The organism is Spirosoma sp. (assembly GCF_048594605.1).
GTDB lineage: Bacteria > Bacteroidota > Bacteroidia > Cytophagales > Spirosomataceae > Spirosoma.
This window is the reverse complement of sequence record NZ_JBMDWV010000152.1, coordinates 1-17,530: the sequence shown is the minus strand read 5'-3', so window position 1 is coordinate 17,530 and position 17,530 is coordinate 1. Positions and strand designations below refer to the sequence as shown.

Below are 17,530 nucleotides of genomic sequence, written 5' to 3'. Positions count from 1 at the left end.
CCGTTCAAAAGAAAGAGCGTCGCATATTCATGCGACGCTCTTTCTTTTGAATCATGCTTTGCTTACACAGGTACTGCGTAGTAGTACATGCGAGAACTATTGGGATACATACCAATTAGCATCAGTCCTTCACCTTCTTTGACTGCCGCCAAAATAGTCTGTAGGTCTTTTGTGGTTTTAACATTCTTACCGTTTGCTTTTACGATAATAAAGCCCTCTTCAACGTCAGTTTCAGCTAATTTGCCATCTGTAATTTTCTTTACCCTAACGCCACCGCTCACACCTAACTGTTTTGCATCTTGAGCAGAGAGATCTTCAAAGCTGGCTCCAAGCGTGCTTAAAGACGTAGTAGCTGCCGTAACATCCGATTTTTTAATTACATCCCGGCCACCATTCCGATTGCGAAGTTCCACTTTAAAGTCACGTTCTGAACCATCGCGGTTGACCGTAACATTAACAACGTCACCTGGACGACGGCGGCCGATGATTTCCCGCATTTGGGCATCAGAGTCAAGTGATTGTCCTTCCATCTTAACAATGACGTCACCTTTCTTTAAACCAGCCGCTTCGGCAGCGCCTTTTTCAACAACACTTTCTACATAAATTCCGCGTCCAACTTTACTACCTTTTTCTTTTGCTATTGTACTGTTCAACTCAATGGGCAGAATGCCGATGTAGCCACGTTGAACGTTACCGTATTTCAGTAAGTCAGCCGATACTTTCTTAACAAGCGACACAGGAACGGCGAAGCCGTAACCACTGTAGTACCCTGTTGCCGAAGCGATAGCGGAATTAATCCCGACTAACTCGCCCCGCAAATTCACAAGGGCGCCACCTGAGTTGCCAGGGTTGATAGCTGCATCCGTTTGGATGAATGCTTCTACTGGGGAATCAGGCTTCGCATCGTTTTTGTTTATATTCTGGTCAAGAATACCAATACGACGGCCTTTCGCGCTGACAATACCAGCTGTAACCGTTGATTCCAGATCAAGTGGATAACCAACAGCCAATACCCATTCGCCTAATTTCAGAGCATCAGAATCGCCTAACGTAATGGCTGGTAGGTTGTTAGCCTCAACTTTGATGACGGCCAGATCTGTTAAAGGATCAGTACCGATTACTTTGGCTTTAAAGCTTCGTTTATCAGTCATAATCACTTCCACTTCGTCAGCGTCCTGAACAACGTGGTTGTTAGTAACAATGTACCCATCTTTACTAATGATTACGCCTGAACCAGAAGCCTGTCCTTGCTGACGGCGAGGCTGGCGCTGTCCACCGAATTCATCGCCAAAGAACTCCCGAAAAATGTCAGGTACTTGTTGTTGACGTACTGTACGCGTCATTGTGGTACGTATATGAACAACGGTTGGCGTTACGGCTTCAGCAGCCGTAGAGAAATCACCCGGCACAGCCGTTGGCCCACCAGGCATTGAGGCAAGACGACCCGTCATCGCTTGAATAGGCGACGATTCATTAAAAATTACATCCCGGTTGTTAAATCCCAACAGGTTGTAAGCGGCCAGCGTTATCACACTTGATAAAAGTGCCATCAACGCTAATAATTTCCAGTTACTTTTCATGGTTAATTGGGAAAAAATCTAATTGCTTTTTTTGTGTTTGAGTCAAATTCAACTCTGTAGGTATAACGAAAGCCGCTACTTAAAAATCCAGTCTACGCTTGTCCTTAACAAAATTTAACAGGGCTTTGTTAACGCTATTTTAGGAGCTAAGACTTTCCCTCTGGCCTTCAGAATCTGTACTCACGAAGCTATACATCAAGTTCTGTTCCAACCGCACTAGTAACGACGATTTGGCATTGTTTCTTGATAAAAGTACAAAATTTGTGTCAAAATGACTGTGCAATATTGACGCGGATTTGATTGCTTTTTGTAAGGCTGGGAAGATCGGTCGCGAAACGCACCTACTTAATTGCCAACAGCTCAAATGCTTTTTCAGCAGCCCCTTGTTCAGCTTTTTTCTTGCTATAGCCGCTGCCAGTTGCAAAGGGCTCCTCGTTGACCAATACCTGAGCAATGAATTCACGGAAATGACTATTTCCCTTTTCGGAGATTATTTCAAAGCGAATTTCCTTGCCTTCGCGTTGAGCCCATTCGATTAAGCGGCTCTTGAAATTACCGTTCGTCTGCACAACTGATTCAATATCGTAGTGAGCCAACAAGCTTTTGAGGATGAAACGGCGGGAGAATTGAAATCCTTTGTCTAAATAAATTGCACCGACCAAAGCCTCCAGTGCGTCACCATACATGGATGTACGTGAGGGCATACTACGTGTCCGGCTGCCGTCGTATTCTATCAGCACATCAAGGCCGATCTTACGGGCAATACCATTCAATGTTTCCCGATTAACTATTCGGGAACGGATCTCAGTTAGAAAGCCTTCGTCTTTGTAGGGGTATTTTTTAAAGAGGAACTCGGCAATCACCATTCCCAGTACAGCATCCCCCAAATATTCTAATCGCTCATTCGATTCTCGAAATCCTTCGATGGCAGTTGCTTTTGAGGCTGATGTATGACGTAGCGCTAACTGGTACAAGCCTATGTTAGAAGGGCGAGCGCCAATAATATGGGCAATTGACCGACGTAGATTCTTACTCGATCCGGAATTGCCAGATCGAAACCAGCTAAAAGGATTTGACAAACTACGAGACAGAGCGAGTTGCACGGCTCAGCTAAGTTTACGAAAAATAACGATGGCATTATGCCCTCCGAATCCAAACGCATTACTCATTACCGTTGTCATCGTGCGAGCTTGAGCCTTATTAAACGTTAAATTAAAACGCGGATCGATTTCATCGTCGTCCGTGAAATGATTAATTGTTGGTGGGACAATTTGATGTTCAAGGGCTTTGATACAGGCTATAGCTTCAACAGCACCTGCAGCCCCTAATAGGTGGCCGGTCATCGATTTAGTTGAGCTAATATTCATTTTAAATGAGTGCTCACCAAATAGTTGATGAATGGCTTTCAGTTCCTGCGGGTCACCAATCGGTGTCGAGGTTCCGTGCGTATTAATGTAATCTATCTCTGTAGGAGAAATTCCAGCATCATCAAGTGCATCCTGCATGCCAAGAAACGCCCCCAAACCTTCAGGATGCGGAGCTGTAATATGATAGGCATCAGACGACATGCCTCCACCAATTAATTCAGCATAGATTTTGGCACCACGAGATTGAGCATGTTCGTATTCTTCCAGAATAAGAGCTCCTGCCCCTTCACCCATAACAAATCCGTCCCGATCTTTATCGTATGGTCTAGAAGCGGTCTCTGGCGAATCGTTACGTTCCGACAAGGCACGATTGGCGTTAAAACCACCAATACCCGCTTTCGTAACTGCAGCTTCAGACCCACCTACAACGCACATATTGAGCCGTCCTAGACGGATATAATTAAAAGCGTCGATAATGGCGTTATTCGTAGAAGCACAAGCAGAAACGGTTACGTAATTCGTTCCTCGAAACCCATACCGCATCGAGATTTGTCCCGATGCACTATCAGCAATCATCCGAACAATAAAGAATGGGTTTATACGGGGTGTACCGTCGCCCTTGGCATAGTCGATCATCTCGTCCTCAAACGATTTGAGCCCACCAATACCCGATCCCCAAATAACGCCAACCTTGTTTTTATTAATTGTATCAAGATTCAAGCTAGCGTCACGAACTGCTTCGTCAGTGGCAATGAGGGCATAGTGCGTAAATGCATCCATCTTACGAGCCTCCTGCCGTGGAATGAACTGGGTAATATCCAGCCCTTTAACTTCGCAGGCAAATTGCGTACGGAACTTACTGGCGTCAAACTTCGTAATGGGACCAGCCCCGCTTACACCGGCAGCTAAGTTGTTCCAATAAGTGGCTACATCATTGCCAATAGGTGTCAATGCACCGAGGCCGGTCACTACTACTCGTTTGAATGTCATACAGCTATACTGCGTAATAAAATAGAAAACAACGCTAAACCAGTATTTGTTAGCGCTGAATTCTGGATACTTAAAAGACTTGCTATGTCTTGGTAGCTTTTAGGGAACTATATCCATAACGGAAGCGACCAAAACAGCGTTTTGTCGGAGATTACTTACTGATGTGCTTCTCTAAATAATCAATAGCAGCACCCACTGTTGAGATTTTCTCAGCCTCATCATCAGGAATTGGCAGATTAAACTCTTTTTCGAATTCCATAATCAACTCAACTGTATCGAGTGAATCAGCTCCCAGATCATTCGTGAAGCTTGCTTCTGGCGTTACCTCTGATTCTTCAACGCCTAATTTCTCAACAATAATATTCTTAACTTTTTGTGCAATGTCCGACATTTTAGTAGTCCGTTGGAGTTTAAAAAACTGCGCAAAGAAACGTATTTACCTTTGTATTGCCAAACAATTTTTTAGGTTGTTTATCGTTTGCAAAAGGCGCAATTGGCTAGTTAACCAATTAAATATCAACAGAATAACGCAATATTTACCGCTACTTATGCCATTAATTTAGTGATATAACAAACAAGACCTTAAATATATTTTATCTAATAATATATAAATTTAGTCCAAACCAAAGGTAACTTTAGCGATTGGATATCCTGATTACCGGGTTATGACCGATTTACATATGTAGGTTGGGATAATTCCCGTACTTCGAATCTGAATCTCTGCATCTTGGGGTTGTGTGTTACCGGTTAGGACAAGTACTGTATCCAGGCCGAATTTATTACCCCCCAGAATATCTGTTTTCAACGTATCACCAACCATTAAAATATCGCGTTTACTTACCTCAGCAGAGTTTTCCAGCCGCTCATAGGCAAACATAAAAAGTTGTGCATCTGGCTTTCCAAAGCGAATAAACTGCTTTCCTACAATCCCCTCAATCATTTTAGCCACAGCTCCGATAGCGATGGATATGCGAGTTTTCGAAACAGGGTACGTAGCGTCAGTATTGGCTACAATAACTGGAATGTTACGTTTCCTGAGCAGGTTAACCGTCTTGGTTAAATCAGTATTCCAGTCGAATCCTTCGTCATCGAGCAAGACAAGTGCATTAATATCATCAATATCCTTTAAGTCGACCTGACTTATTGGTAAGGTTGTCAGGCCGGTAGTTTCCAGATAATGCGCTGATTTTTCGGTTCCCAGATAAGCTACCGTACCATTATGTACTTTCAAATCTAAATACTCGCGAGCAAGCATTCCCGATGAAATAATACGTTCGGGGGTAATCGCGTAGAAGCCTTGCCGATAATAGGATTCGGCCAGTTCGTGAGGGCCGCGCGACGCATCGTTAGTCAGTACGTAGAAGTCTTTACCTGTTTCCTGGAGCCAGGCGAAAGTGTGTTCAATGCCAGGTATTATTCCCTCTGAATTTTTCAGTACACCAAACGCATCAAAGAAAATAACTTTATAATCAGCAGCTACAGTTTTAAAATCAGCAAGTTGCATACAGAAATAAAATAGAGGGATAGTTTCTAACTACCTATAGTTTATTTGTAAAAGTACAACCCAGACCGAATTTTCAAGCAGCTTCATTTTCTAATATCTATATTTTGACCCTACCGGCTGAATATCAATAGACTAGCTGAACACTAGATACCTAACAATTTGAGAATTTTTTCGGCATCGAACTTTTCAATAGAAGGGAAGTAGGTCTGATAGGCTTCGCGCTGAAGTTTTGTAGCGTATGTGCGATGAAAAAAATACCGTCCGTATTTAATAACGTAGTTCAGAATGAAAAAACGGTAAGCTTCTGGTAAAAATCGAATTTCATTTTCTGTTAGCGGATACACCTTGTGGTACTCCTGCAAAAACATCAGAAAACGATCTTCCATTAGTGGCCCTATAACGTAGCTAAATACTGTCCGGTCACCGACGTTAGAAACAACACGACTGAAGAAATAGAAATCCATAACCCGGTAGCTAACTCTAAACCAGTCATAATCCCAACGTGAAAAGAGTTCAAGGTTAGACGTAACAGAGAAATTACCAATGTTCCAGTCTACAAAAACAGGCATGGTTTCGACTGTCTTCGCTACGAGTTTCTGTCGGTTTTCCAGAAATAGATTACACTGTCGTTTCAGTTCTTCAGTGTGCATCCGGTGTTCAAACTGCCCAACTTCTGTATCTAATGTATCGAGTAAATCCCATATGTCCGAACGTAGCGTTTTGCTGGATTTAGGCAGTACGGGGCTAACACGAGAACAGGCTTTGTGAAACTTAGCAAGCTGACGACCAAGCATTTGTATCTGATGATCTTCCAGCCGTCTTGGCAGTTTTTGCTGAATGCGTATAGGATTATAAAATACGACCCAGGCATCAATAAAGCCATTTTTATGCCGATACGTATATACCTGTCCGTCCCGCACCAGCGATTTGGCCAGTACGTTCTCAAACGGGAATAACAAATTATTGGCTAAGGCGTGGATGATACGGTGATCTTCCAGAAAATGCTCGTACTTACCGAAATAAGATAGCTTAGCGATTATGTAGCCACCATCTTCAAACCTGACCCGAAATACGTGATTCGTAGAAACGCGGGCGCTGATATCTTCAATGGTGTGAATCTGCACTGAATTATCGAAATCAGCCCAGGCTTTTTTTATAATAGAATGGTAATCAACTAGACGCATAAAAAACGCCGTTTACATTCTTTAGTTGACGCTGGCTTTCGTACCTGTCAAGTATAGACTGAAGACTGTAAACTCTTTTAAATAATTTCAAAATATCGTTTCAACTCCCAATCGCACACCTGGCGGAGATATTGTCTCCATTCCCAGTTGCGGGTGCGAGTAAAGTGGTCAACAAATTCGGCTCCGAACAGTTCAGCCGCAATTGGAGACTGGGCCATTGCCTGCGTTGCATCATCCAGATTTGTAGGCAACGTACCGTTTCGTCTATCGGCATAACCATTCCCAACCGATGCCGGGATATCGAGCGTTAGTTGGTGCCGAATACCGTATAGGCCCGAGGCTAGTGAAGCGGCCAGTGCTAAGTATGGATTCGTATCGGCACCCGACACCCGATGCTCAACGCGTGTATAAGCTTCCTTATGATTTAATACCCGAAGCGCCGTTGTGCGATTATCTACCGACCAGGTTAACGTAGTAGGTGCCCAGGCACCCTCTACCAATCGTTTATAACTATTGATGGTTGGGGCGAACATGGGCGTAATATACGGCAAACAATATAATTGCCCTGCTACGTATTGACGCATTAATTCGCTCATCTGGCTGGGCTGAGCCGCGTCGTAAAACAGATTTCTGGTCTTGTCCAGATTCCAGAGACTTTGGTGAATATGCCCACTACAACCAGGTAATTCGGCATTCCATTTGGCCATAAACGTAGCAACGACGCCATGGCGATAGGCAATCTCCTTAACTGCTGTTTTGAACAGCGCGGCCTTGTCTGCAGCTTTAACAACCTCATCGTGCATAATAGCCGCTTCATAAACACCTGGCCCCGTTTCGGTATGCAAGCCTTCAAGTGGGATATCAAACTGAGCTAACAGATCAAACAGGTCATGATAGAACGCACTTTCTAACGACGGCCGTAGAATGGAGTAACCAAACATACCGGGCGTGAGCGGCTCTAAATTCAGAAAGTTTTTTTGCTGCAAACTTTGGGGCGTTTCACGAAAATTGAACCACTCAAATTCCTGGGCGAACTCGGCATGAAAGCCCATTTGACGACACTGTTCGGCAATACGTTTCAGCAAGCTGCGCGGACAGGAAGCTAAGCTGTAATTAGTTGGTTCATCCTCTGGCTTGGGGCTAAAATCGGCTAGAAAAAAGGGAATATTATCTTCCCAGGGTAATTGTCGAAAGGTTGATACGTCAATCCGAACAGGCGCATCAGGATAGCCGGAGTGCCAGCCTGTAGTACGGCCATTATCGTAAGGGTTGTCGGCAGAATCCCACCCCCAAACCACATCGCAAAAACCAAAACCGTCGCTCAGTCCGTCCAGAAACTTTTGCCGATGAATGATTTTACCACGTAGCACTCCGTCAATATCCGTAAACGCATACTTGATTTTTGGACTATCACTCTGGTTGATGAAGTCAATAATGTCTTGCTGATTCATAACGTAAGGCATATTCTGCAAAGAACTGGCAATTGTTTCGGCTGCTGACGGGACGAAGTTAGGACAGTAAAATGTATACTTCTTTGAGAAAAGCCAAAATCTACCCAGCGGAGTTTTATGAACTACGTTGCCCTAATGAAGCTGCATCTGCGGCATGGAAGCGTCATGGTTCACATTGTCCAGGTTAAAATGAAGACCCGTGTTTTCACGCCGGGCCATGGCCATTTTAATAACAAGGTAAGCCACTTCAATCATGTTACGTAACTCACAAATGGGAACCGAAACCTTCGACTGGCGATAAAGCTCTTCATGCTCCAAATAAATCAATTCCAAGCGATCTATTGCCCGTTTCAGGCGCCGGTTGGTCCGTACGATACCAACGTAGTTCGACATGATTGATTCCAGTTCCTTTTTCATTTCCGTAACAAGAACCAACTCTTCGGGATGGGTTGTTCCGGCATCGTTCCACTCCGGAATAGTAGTAGGCGAAATTACCTGATCAAACAATTCGACGGTTTTCTCATAGGCTCGGTGCCCAAAAACTACCGCTTCAAGGAGCGAATTTGACGCTAATCGGTTTGCCCCATGCAAGCCTGTGCAGGAGCATTCGCCAACAGCATATAAAAATTGAATATTCGTTTGCCCCCATTCATTGACACGTATACCTCCGCAGAGGTAATGCTGCGCTGGTACAACGGGGATGTAATCTTTCCGTAAATCCAGACCCAGGTGATCGTGGCAGTAGGCAGTAATCGTTGGGAAATGCTCCACAAACTTCTCGTAATCGCAGTGCGTAACATCTAAATAAACATGCGGATCGCCTGACTTTTTCATTTCAGAGTCGATAGCACGAGCCACAATATCACGCGGAGCCAGCGACAGACGGGAATCGTAGTTTTCCATAAACGTCTCGCCTTTTTTGGTACGTAGTACACCACCAAAACCACGTACTGCTTCGGAAATCAGGAAGTTTGGCTTCTTACCCGGTTCATAAAGCGCTGTCGGGTGAAACTGAATAAATTCCATATCCTTACAGATCCCTTTGGCCCGATACGCCATCGCAATACCATCGCCAGTTGCAATACTAGGATTGGTTGTACTTTGGTAGATGTTGCCGATTCCGCCCGTAGCAAGCAAGGTCGTTTTAGCCATAAATCGCTCTACCTTACCCGTTTGTGTATTCAGTACGTAGGCACCGAAGCATTTGTTGTCGGTATCGTACCGATGAACCGTTTCGCCAAGCTGGTGACGCGTAATGAGCTCGACAGCATAAAAGTGCGTGAAAATCTCAATCGATTTTAGCGAATTGGCCTTATCGAGCAATGCCCGCTCAATTTCGGCTCCGGTAATATCCTTAAAGTGTAGGATTCTAAAATCGGAATGACCCCCTTCTTTGGCCAGATCATAATCGGTACCACCATGCTCTTTATCGAAGCGGGTACCATAATCGATCAATTCCTGAATCCGGCCGGGCGCTTCCCGCACAACGATCTCCACAATATGTCGGTCACTCAGAAAATCGCCCGCTATCATTGTGTCTTCAATATGCTTCTCAAACGAATCATCTTCCGACCAGACAGCCGCAATTCCGCCCTGTGCGTACTTGGTGTTCGTTTCATCAGCTTGCACTTTCGTGATAACACCGATACGTACCGACTGCTGCATTTTCTCAAAGTGCATGGCCAGCTTGGTGGCATAACTCAGGCCCGCAATACCGGAGCCGATAACCAGAAAATCAAATTGGTGGGGCATTAGGATGGTAATTGAACTGACTCAATAGTACGATTTACCCTTGACAAGAAAAAGGAGACAAAATCTACTCATCTGACTTATTTACTCAACTCCAGCATCCGGGCAACGGATTCATAAGCTTTGACACGAACATCTTCCGGTACAATAATTTCCGGCTGTTCGTAGAGCATGCAATTGTACAATTTTTCGAGCGTATTCATCTTCATATACGGGCATTCCGAGCAGGCACACGTATTATTCTGACTGGCCGGCGCCGGAATTATTTTCTTGTGCGGAACCGCCTGCTTCATCTTGTGCAGGATACCCGCTTCTGTTCCTACAATAAAGGTTTGTTCTGGGCTATCTACTACGTATTTAAGTAACGCCGTGGTTGAACCAACGTAATCGGCCTCGCTCAAAATATGTTCCTGACATTCAGGATGTGCAATGAATTTAGCCTCTGGATGCTCCACCCGCAATTTTTGCAGTTTTTCGAGAGAAATATCGATATGGACAATGCAGGCCCCATCCCACAGCACCATATCCCGTCCCGTTTTTTTCGAGACGAAGCGCCCCAGATTTGCATCAGGAGCGAAGATAATTTTCTGATCTTTCGGTAGACTTTCAACAATCTTCAGCGCGTTTGACGACGTAACGATGATGTCAGATAGTGCTTTGATTTCCGCCGAGCAATTGATGTAAGAAAGCACAATATGATCGGGATACTGCGCTTTAAAAGCCGCGAATTTATCCGCTGGAGCAGAGTCGGCGAGTGAGCAACCTGCATTTAAGTCAGGAATAACAACTTTTTTCTCAGGAGACAGAATTTTAGCCGTTTCGCCCATAAAGTGAACGCCACAGAATACAATCATATCAGCGGGGGTAGCGGCTGCCTGCTGGCTAAGCCCCAGGCTGTCTCCAATATAATCGGCTAAATCCTGAATCGCTCCATCGACGTAATAGTGCGCCAGAATAACCGCATTTTTTTCTTTCTTGAGCCGATTGATTTCAGCTACCAAATCTATATCCTCAGCAACGGGTTTGTTGACATAGCCCACGCGTTGAACTTCTTCAAGTAGTGCTTCCATTAGTGTATACTGGCAGTTTATATATAGTAACGTTGCAAAATAAGAAATGTCACAATTCTAAAAATTGCTGAACCGTTGTTTGTGCTTCCGCAATAACAGATCCAGACCGGGCGAATTTCAACAAACGTCAGCGTCTTTCAAACAACGTTGGCTATTTGATTAGTTTTGGTACAAAGCAATCTATTCATGGCCGACGAATTTCTGCAATTACGTATCGTTCAGATTCAGCCGGAATCTCAGGATACCAATAGCTATTTTCTGGAACCGATCAATGGGCGGCCTGTTACGTATCGGGCCGGCCAGTTTCTGACCTTGATTCTACTGCACAATGATCATGAAGTACGGCGCTCTTATTCCCTTAGTTCAGTTCCTGGCGAAACCTTGCGTTTAACGATAAAGCGTGTTCAGAATGGCGAAATTTCCCGTTTCCTGCATGATACGTTACGTGTCGGCGACACCATAACAAGCCTGTATCCAGCAGGGCGCTTTGTACTCGATGAAAACCAGACCGGCGACGTAATACTGTTAGGCGCAGGGAGTGGAATTACCCCACTTTTTGCCTTACTGAAGCAGATTTTATATAAAAACTCTACTCAGCGAGTAACGCTACTTTATAGTAATTCAAACGAACGTAGCATTATTTTTCGGCAGGAGTTAGACGCACTTTATCATGAGTTTCCAGATCGTTTCCGGCTGCTGTACTTGCTAAGCAATGGTTCCGAAGACTGGAATGGCCTGCGAGGACGATTGAATAATGTAATGCTGGAGCGGTTATTGCCGGATTTAGTCGGTCAGTCAAATCCTGAAAGACTCCGTTTTTACGTTTGCGGACCGGGCGACTACATGCGAATGGTCCAGTTTACGCTTGTTTTCAGTGGATTTCAGCTAAACCAGATTCGGCGCGAGAACTTTGTTGTAGAACCCATCTTTATCGCTCCGCCCCCCGTTCTGGCACAAGACCGAACTGTTTTACTACGTTTCAGGGAGCAAGAACTAGAGATTCAGGTCCCGGCCTACAAATCGATTTTACAGGCTGCTCTGGATGAGGGGATTAGGTTGCCTTACAGTTGCCGGGGTGGGCGTTGCTCTACCTGCGCAGCCCGATGTTTGTCGGGAAGCGTTCACATGACCATAAACGACGTATTGACCGACCATGACCTTGCCGATGGCTGGGTACTTACGTGCACCGGTTATCCGGAAAGCGATGGAATCGTGATCGAAGTAACGTAGCGTGGTCTTTCAGGATGAATGGCAGCAGTTTCAGCCTGAAAGACCACGCTACGTTAGCTAACTTTTGTTTTCAGAAACGCCAGTAATACGTCCAGTCCTTTTTTGTAATGTTGATTGTTAGGAATGACGATATCCGCTTCGTCTTTGTGCGGTTTAACAAATTCACGATAAGCAGGGCGAACGTGGTGCTTCCACTGGTAATTAATAATTTCTTCCGTAAGTCCCCGCTCAGCCTGATCTCTAACCAGGCGTCGATCTAATTTAATTCGATTCTTAGCGGTGATATATACCTTTAAATCCAATTGACTTGCTACATCTGGAAAGTGAAAAACAAACAGCCCTTCAACAATAATGATCGGTGTAGGATGGTAAGTCAGCGTTCTCGGAACAACGTTCGGGTTATTGAATGTGTATTCCGGTGTTTGAACCGTTTTTCCGGCGTGCAACTGACTCAAATGATCGGCAAACAGTTCGTGGTTGATGGTAACTGGCAGATCAAAGTTATAAACGCCATTCTGATCAAGCGGAATCAGATCAAGTGTTCTGTAATAATTATCCTGAGAAATCAGGCAGATTTGATCTTCTGAAAACGTATTAAGAATATCTTTTAAGAAAGATGTTTTGCCAGAAGCGCTGCCGCCCGTGATTCCAACGATAAATGGTTTGGTGGCCATGATGAAGTAAGCTAAAACAACAAAGCAAATAAAACAGGAAACTGCGAAATGAGGAAACCCGGACGTATAGTCAACAAAAAAGCGGCATGTCCATCATGAACAAACCGCTCAGGTTCAATAAATAAGGTTTTCGCTTACGCCGGATTAAGCTACAATCGCTTCAGCCAACACCAGCACTTTGTTTTGAAGAACCTCAACTACGCCCCCATCAACAGTAAAGGTTTGCTGACCAGAAGCGGTCTGGACAATAACGGGTCCCCGATCCAATGTGCTAACCATTGGAGCATGGTCGTTCAAAACCTGGAACTGACCTTCGCTACCCGGGAACGTAACGGCACTGGCTTCGCCGGAGAATACCTTGCGATCGGGAGTAATAATATCTAATGTCATACGAAAGATGTATGATATATGATGTAGGATATATCGTGCATCCTACATCATACATCCTTTATAAGATTCCTTTTACCATGTTAAGAACGCTGCCAATTTGTGTTTTCGCAGCTGGTTCGGCGGCTTTAGCCACTAAGCCTCCCTGATTAAGTTTACCAACCGTTGCCAGCGCAGTCGAAACTAATGACTGACCCGACGATTGACCACCCAGGGCACCCAAGGCGCTGCCAATCCCCGACAAACCGCTGGTTAGCTGGTTGCCTTTGCCCAGGAGAGAGCCTGCCGCCAGAATACCTTCGAGCTGATTTCCACCCGAAGCCAGTTTTGCCAGACTAACTGCTTTTCCTAAAACACCACTTCCTAAAGCACCCGTCGGAATCAAGGGAAGTAATGCTTTGAGTTTACTCACGTGCGACAATAGCTTGTCTTTGAACGAAGTTGGTTTCGCCTGCGCTTCAGCTTCTAATCCGGCAATCCCGGCTTTTAATTCTTCTGCTGTTGCTGCCTTGTCGCCTTTATTCAACGCTGACACCGCATTGTCCAAATGAATGGTCGCTGCATTGTCCTGCCCCGTCGCTGCCGACGTACCAGGCGCGATGGACGTATCTTTGATCGCTCCTATTACTGTGGGTTTTGCGGAGATAGTTGTCTCCGTGGGTGTAGTAATCTGAGCTGAAGCTATTGACGTAGCTATAAGGCCAAACAATACAAGCGTCACTCCTACCCTAAATCGAATTGTTTTCATAAACCAGTCTGTTTTTAATGGCAAACTATTAGACTCAGGGCAGGAGCGGTAGTATTTACTACGTTGTTATTTGATTAACCGTGTAAGAAACTCGCTTACTACTGTCCAGCTTCTTTTAACAATCGTTCACCTTTGGCAACTGCGTCTTCAATTGTACCAACCAGGTTAAAAGCAGCCTCTGGCAAATGGTCGTATTTACCGTCGATAATTTCGTTGAAGCCCTTGATGGTATCTTCAATTGGAACCAGAACGCCTTTCAAACCGGTAAACTGTTCAGCCACGAAGAACGGTTGCGACAGGAAGCGTTGCACACGACGGGCACGAGCAACAACCAGTTTATCTTCTTCTGAAAGTTCTTCCAAACCCAGGATAGCGATAATATCCTGAAGCTCTTTATAACGTTGCAGAATTTCTTTTACGCGTTGGGCTGTGTTGTAATGCTCATCACCCAGAATTTCAGCACTCAGAATCCGCGAGGTTGAATCAAGAGGGTCCACTGCCGGATAGATACCCAGCTCGGAGATTTTACGGCTCAATACAGTCGTAGCGTCCAGGTGAGCAAAAGTTGTAGCAGGAGCGGGGTCAGTCAAGTCATCGGCAGGTACGTAAACGGCTTGTACCGACGTAATCGAACCACGCTTGGTCGACGTAATACGTTCCTGCATCACACCCATCTCCGTAGCCAGCGTGGGCTGATAACCTACAGCTGATGGCATCCGGCCCAACAGAGCTGATACTTCCGAACCTGCCTGCGTAAAGCGGAAGATGTTGTCAACAAAGAACAGGATATCACGACCAGCGCCTTCGCCATCTCCATCACGGAAGTGCTCAGCAATAGTAAGACCCGACAGGGCAACCCGGGCCCGGGCTCCCGGCGGCTCGTTCATCTGACCAAATACGAAGGTTGCCTGACTTTTCGTCATCTCTTCCAGGTCGACTTTGGTTAGATCCCAGCCGCCTTCTTCCATCGAATGTTTGAAGCCTTCGCCATACTTAATGATACCAGCTTCAATCATTTCGCGGAGTAGGTCATTTCCTTCGCGGGTACGTTCGCCCACACCAGCAAACACTGACAAACCTGAATATGCTTTCGCGATGTTGTTAATTAACTCCTGAATCAATACAGTTTTACCAACACCAGCACCGCCAAAGAGACCAATTTTACCGCCTTTAGCGTAAGGCTCAAGCAAATCAATTACTTTGATACCTGTGAAAAGTACTTCAGTAGACGTAGCCAGGTCTTCAAATTTTGGAGCGCTACGGTGAATCGGCAAGCCTTTACCAGTAGATTTTGGTTGTGGAATGCCATCAATCGCTTCACCAACTACGTTGAACAGACGCCCCCGGATAGCTTCACCGGCTGGCATCATGATTTGAGCGCCAAGGTCAATCACATCCAAACCACGAAATAATCCATCCGTCGAGTCCATAGCGATAGCCCGAACACGGTCTTCGCCTAGGTGCTGCTGAACTTCCAGAATTACTTCCTGTCCATTGGCTTTCGTTACTTTGAGAGCGTCCAGAATGGCCGGAATCCGGGTACCTTCGCCCTCGAAACTCACGTCCACAACCGGCCCGATTATTTGCGTAATCTTACCTTTATTGACTGCCGTTGCCGTTGTCATTTGTATATACTGTAGCTTATTTGAAAAGTTACCCATTGTTTGGGACTGCAAAAGTAGGAGAAAAACCGCGTAAGGTCAAGGACCCTGTTACTCATTTTCCTTCTGATTTAGAAGGGAATGGGTGTGGTAGTAAGGTTTTTACGGCAAAAGATAAACAAAAGCGCCCCGGAGCGGATTTGTACAAAAGTTAGTTGATCGTCATCGCTAATAAGTTAGTGAACAGCTAATCATATTAACTGGCTGCCAGTGACTAATGATTATCGACTAACGACTATACTAACAACTTTTTTCATGCTTCAACAACGCTCAAGCGGTTTATTGCTACATATTACGTCGCTTCCCTCAGCGCACGGTATCGGCGATTTAGGTCCCGAAGCTTACCGGTTTGCTGATTTTCTGAAGGCATCGGGTCAAACATACTGGCAAATTCTACCTCTAACCCCCGTTGATCCGGGTGCGGGCTTTTCACCCTACAGTAGCCCGTCCGCTTTCGCCGGTAATATTCTGATGATCAGCCTGGAAAAACTGGCAGAAGAAAGGTTTCTGACCAGGGCCGATCTGGATGTATTCAATGAACAACCTGTTCAGGACGTAACAGTAACTGTTCCCACCAACACGCCGGGCGATGCTACGTCGGCGATAATGGCAGGGCCACTCATACAAGCTCCTAATACGATGCATGCGGCCTGGATTAAAAAAAGGCCACTTCTCCAGCAGGCAGCTGAGGCCTTTTTACAGAATGCAACTCCTGCCCAACGTAGCGATTATGATCGTTTCTGTAGCTGGCATGTCAATTGGCTGAACGATTACGCTTTGTTCTCGGCTTTGCAGGAAGAAACTGGAGAGCCCAACTGGATACGCTGGCCGACTGAACTTGTTCGGCGAAATCCCACTGCTCTCGATCGTCAAAATAGACTGCTGCATGATCGCATTGAAGTGGTTAAAGTGCTGCAATATTTCTTTATGCGACAGTGGAATGAACTAACTGCCTATTGTTTCGACCAAAAGATTCACCTGATTGGCGACATTCCAATTTATGTCCAATTCAATAGCGCCGATGTCTGGGCAAATCCGACTCTCTTTAAGCTCGACGAGAATTTCCAGCCTTTATTCGTGGCCGGTGCCCCACCCGACTATTTTAGCGAATATGGCCAGCGCTGGGGAAATCCAATTTACGATTGGGCCGAACACGAACGTACCGATTTTGCGTGGTGGATGCATCGGCTACGGCATCAGATGTCGTTATATAGCCTGACGCGGCTCGACCATTTTTTAGGCTTCGGCGTATACTGGGAAATCCCCGCTCATGAGCCAACCGCCAAAGTGGGCGAGTGGGTAAAAGCACCAATCGAACCGTTTATGCATGCCATGCACCGACAGTTCGTAAATCTTCCCGTCATCGGAGAGGACTTAGGAGCCAAAGCGGGTGAAATTCAGCCGTATCTGCGGCACTACGGTATTCCGGGGATGCGCGTTATTCAGTTTGCGTTTGGGTATGATTTGCCAACGTCTACCCATGCTCCTCATAATCATACCGAAAATTTTGTCGTCTATTCAGGAACGCACGACAATAACACAACGCTGGGCTGGTTCCGGGAGTCGGACGATGCTCAGCGTCAGCGTCTGGCTAACTACCTGGGTATTAAGATTACGGAGAAGAACGTAGTGGATCAGATCTGTCGCTTAACAATGCAATCAGTCGCTCGTCTGGCCATTATGCCCGTTCAGGACATTCTGAACCTTGACGAAACAAATCGGATGAATACGCCCGGTGCGGGTGGACGTAGCTGGCAATGGCGCTTGCAACCGGGCCAGTTAACCAGGTCAGTAGCCACAAAGTTATTGAAACTGACACGAATGACAGGACGAGGATAAGCTTGTAAAGTGGGGTGTTGTGAGGGTGTGATACAGAAATAAACCCACATTAAAAAACATGTAAAGAACACAACAAAAAAAAACAACCCTCTGTAA

15 protein-coding genes are annotated in these 17,530 nt (G+C 45.5%); 2 read left to right on the top strand and 13 right to left on the bottom strand.

What is annotated here, in order from left to right:
• Positions 1-62 precede the first annotated feature (62 nt).
• The 9 genes from ACOJS8_RS09785 to nadA all read right to left on the bottom strand — a co-directional run bounded on the left by ACOJS8_RS09785 (position 63) and on the right by nadA (position 10,895).
• Positions 63-1,580 (bottom strand): Do family serine endopeptidase, encoded by a 1,518-nt coding sequence (locus ACOJS8_RS09785; RefSeq protein ID WP_420148355.1) that lies wholly within the window; start codon positions 1,578-1,580, stop codon positions 63-65.
• A gap of 341 nt (positions 1,581-1,921) precedes the next feature.
• Positions 1,922-2,683 (bottom strand): ribonuclease III, encoded by a 762-nt coding sequence (rnc, locus tag ACOJS8_RS09780; protein ID WP_420148354.1) that lies wholly within the window; start codon positions 2,681-2,683, stop codon positions 1,922-1,924.
• Positions 2,684-2,686: 3 nt separating this feature from the next.
• A complete protein-coding gene (gene fabF / locus ACOJS8_RS09775; protein ID WP_420148353.1) occupies positions 2,687-3,937 on the bottom strand; it encodes a beta-ketoacyl-ACP synthase II in 1,251 nt (416 codons plus the stop codon).
• Between the two features lie 151 nt (positions 3,938-4,088).
• Complete coding sequence (locus ACOJS8_RS09770) at positions 4,089-4,328, bottom strand: acyl carrier protein (protein ID WP_420148352.1); 240 nt, start codon at positions 4,326-4,328, stop codon at positions 4,089-4,091.
• A gap of 264 nt (positions 4,329-4,592) precedes the next feature.
• On the bottom strand, positions 4,593-5,441 hold the full coding sequence (locus ACOJS8_RS09765; protein ID WP_420148351.1) for a TIGR01459 family HAD-type hydrolase: 849 nt from the start codon (positions 5,439-5,441) through the stop codon (positions 4,593-4,595).
• A gap of 143 nt (positions 5,442-5,584) precedes the next feature.
• Positions 5,585-6,625, bottom strand: coding sequence for a hypothetical protein (locus tag ACOJS8_RS09760; protein ID WP_420148350.1), 1,041 nt, complete (start codon positions 6,623-6,625; stop codon positions 5,585-5,587).
• A gap of 77 nt (positions 6,626-6,702) precedes the next feature.
• Positions 6,703-8,076 (bottom strand): glutamine synthetase family protein, encoded by a 1,374-nt coding sequence (locus ACOJS8_RS09755; protein WP_420148349.1) that lies wholly within the window; start codon positions 8,074-8,076, stop codon positions 6,703-6,705.
• Between the two features lie 132 nt (positions 8,077-8,208).
• On the bottom strand, positions 8,209-9,828 hold the full coding sequence (gene nadB / locus ACOJS8_RS09750; protein WP_420148348.1) for an L-aspartate oxidase: 1,620 nt from the start codon (positions 9,826-9,828) through the stop codon (positions 8,209-8,211).
• 77 nt (positions 9,829-9,905) lie between these two features.
• Entirely contained in the window at positions 9,906-10,895 is a 990-nt protein-coding gene (gene nadA / locus ACOJS8_RS09745) for a quinolinate synthase NadA (protein ID WP_420148347.1), read from the bottom strand.
• A 186-nt stretch (positions 10,896-11,081) separates the two neighbouring features.
• Between nadA and ACOJS8_RS09740 the strand changes: the two genes are divergently transcribed.
• Positions 11,082-12,125 (top strand): 2Fe-2S iron-sulfur cluster-binding protein, encoded by a 1,044-nt coding sequence (locus ACOJS8_RS09740; RefSeq protein WP_420148346.1) that lies wholly within the window; start codon positions 11,082-11,084, stop codon positions 12,123-12,125.
• A 53-nt stretch (positions 12,126-12,178) separates the two neighbouring features.
• On the opposite strand, the gene udk is transcribed toward ACOJS8_RS09740, so the two are convergent.
• The 4 genes from udk to atpD form a co-directional block, all read right to left on the bottom strand.
• Positions 12,179-12,799, bottom strand: a complete 621-nt coding sequence (gene udk, locus ACOJS8_RS09735; protein ID WP_420148345.1) for a uridine kinase — start codon at positions 12,797-12,799, stop codon at positions 12,179-12,181.
• A gap of 144 nt (positions 12,800-12,943) precedes the next feature.
• Positions 12,944-13,189: an ATP synthase F1 subunit epsilon gene (gene atpC / locus ACOJS8_RS09730; protein WP_420148344.1), complete on the bottom strand. Its 246-nt coding sequence runs from the start codon at positions 13,187-13,189 to the stop codon at positions 12,944-12,946.
• Positions 13,190-13,247: 58 nt separating this feature from the next.
• The gene (locus ACOJS8_RS09725; RefSeq protein ID WP_420148343.1) at positions 13,248-13,934 is read right to left on the bottom strand and encodes a hypothetical protein; all 687 of its coding nucleotides are present in this window, start codon (positions 13,932-13,934) and stop codon (positions 13,248-13,250) included.
• A 98-nt stretch (positions 13,935-14,032) separates the two neighbouring features.
• Positions 14,033-15,559: a F0F1 ATP synthase subunit beta gene (atpD, locus tag ACOJS8_RS09720; protein ID WP_420148342.1), complete on the bottom strand. Its 1,527-nt coding sequence runs from the start codon at positions 15,557-15,559 to the stop codon at positions 14,033-14,035.
• A gap of 291 nt (positions 15,560-15,850) precedes the next feature.
• On the opposite strand from atpD, the gene malQ reads away from it, so the two are divergent.
• Positions 15,851-17,434: a 4-alpha-glucanotransferase gene (malQ, locus tag ACOJS8_RS09715; RefSeq protein WP_420148341.1), complete on the top strand. Its 1,584-nt coding sequence runs from the start codon at positions 15,851-15,853 to the stop codon at positions 17,432-17,434.
• Positions 17,435-17,530: the final 96 nt, after the last annotated feature.

What these genes read in the sequence shown, in the direction of transcription:
- malQ (WP_420148341.1), top strand. Translation starts at nt 15,851, where the DNA reads ATGCTTCAACAACGCTCAAGCGGTTTATTGCTACATATTACGTCGCTT.
- ACOJS8_RS09760 (WP_420148350.1), bottom strand. Translation starts at nt 6,625, where the DNA reads ATGCGTCTAGTTGATTACCATTCTATTATAAAAAAAGCCTGGGCTGAT.
- ACOJS8_RS09785 (WP_420148355.1), bottom strand. Translation starts at nt 1,580, where the DNA reads ATGAAAAGTAACTGGAAATTATTAGCGTTGATGGCACTTTTATCAAGT.
- atpC (WP_420148344.1), bottom strand. Translation starts at nt 13,189, where the DNA reads ATGACATTAGATATTATTACTCCCGATCGCAAGGTATTCTCCGGCGAA.
- ACOJS8_RS09770 (WP_420148352.1), bottom strand. Translation starts at nt 4,328, where the DNA reads ATGTCGGACATTGCACAAAAAGTTAAGAATATTATTGTTGAGAAATTA.
- ACOJS8_RS09755 (WP_420148349.1), bottom strand. Translation starts at nt 8,076, where the DNA reads ATGAATCAGCAAGACATTATTGACTTCATCAACCAGAGTGATAGTCCA.
- atpD (WP_420148342.1), bottom strand. Translation starts at nt 15,559, where the DNA reads ATGACAACGGCAACGGCAGTCAATAAAGGTAAGATTACGCAAATAATC.
- nadB (WP_420148348.1), bottom strand. Translation starts at nt 9,828, where the DNA reads ATGCCCCACCAATTTGATTTTCTGGTTATCGGCTCCGGTATTGCGGGC.
- fabF (WP_420148353.1), bottom strand. Translation starts at nt 3,937, where the DNA reads ATGACATTCAAACGAGTAGTAGTGACCGGCCTCGGTGCATTGACACCT.
- ACOJS8_RS09740 (WP_420148346.1), top strand. Translation starts at nt 11,082, where the DNA reads ATGGCCGACGAATTTCTGCAATTACGTATCGTTCAGATTCAGCCGGAA.
- ACOJS8_RS09725 (WP_420148343.1), bottom strand. Translation starts at nt 13,934, where the DNA reads ATGAAAACAATTCGATTTAGGGTAGGAGTGACGCTTGTATTGTTTGGC.
- ACOJS8_RS09765 (WP_420148351.1), bottom strand. Translation starts at nt 5,441, where the DNA reads ATGCAACTTGCTGATTTTAAAACTGTAGCTGCTGATTATAAAGTTATT.
- udk (WP_420148345.1), bottom strand. Translation starts at nt 12,799, where the DNA reads ATGGCCACCAAACCATTTATCGTTGGAATCACGGGCGGCAGCGCTTCT.
- nadA (WP_420148347.1), bottom strand. Translation starts at nt 10,895, where the DNA reads ATGGAAGCACTACTTGAAGAAGTTCAACGCGTGGGCTATGTCAACAAA.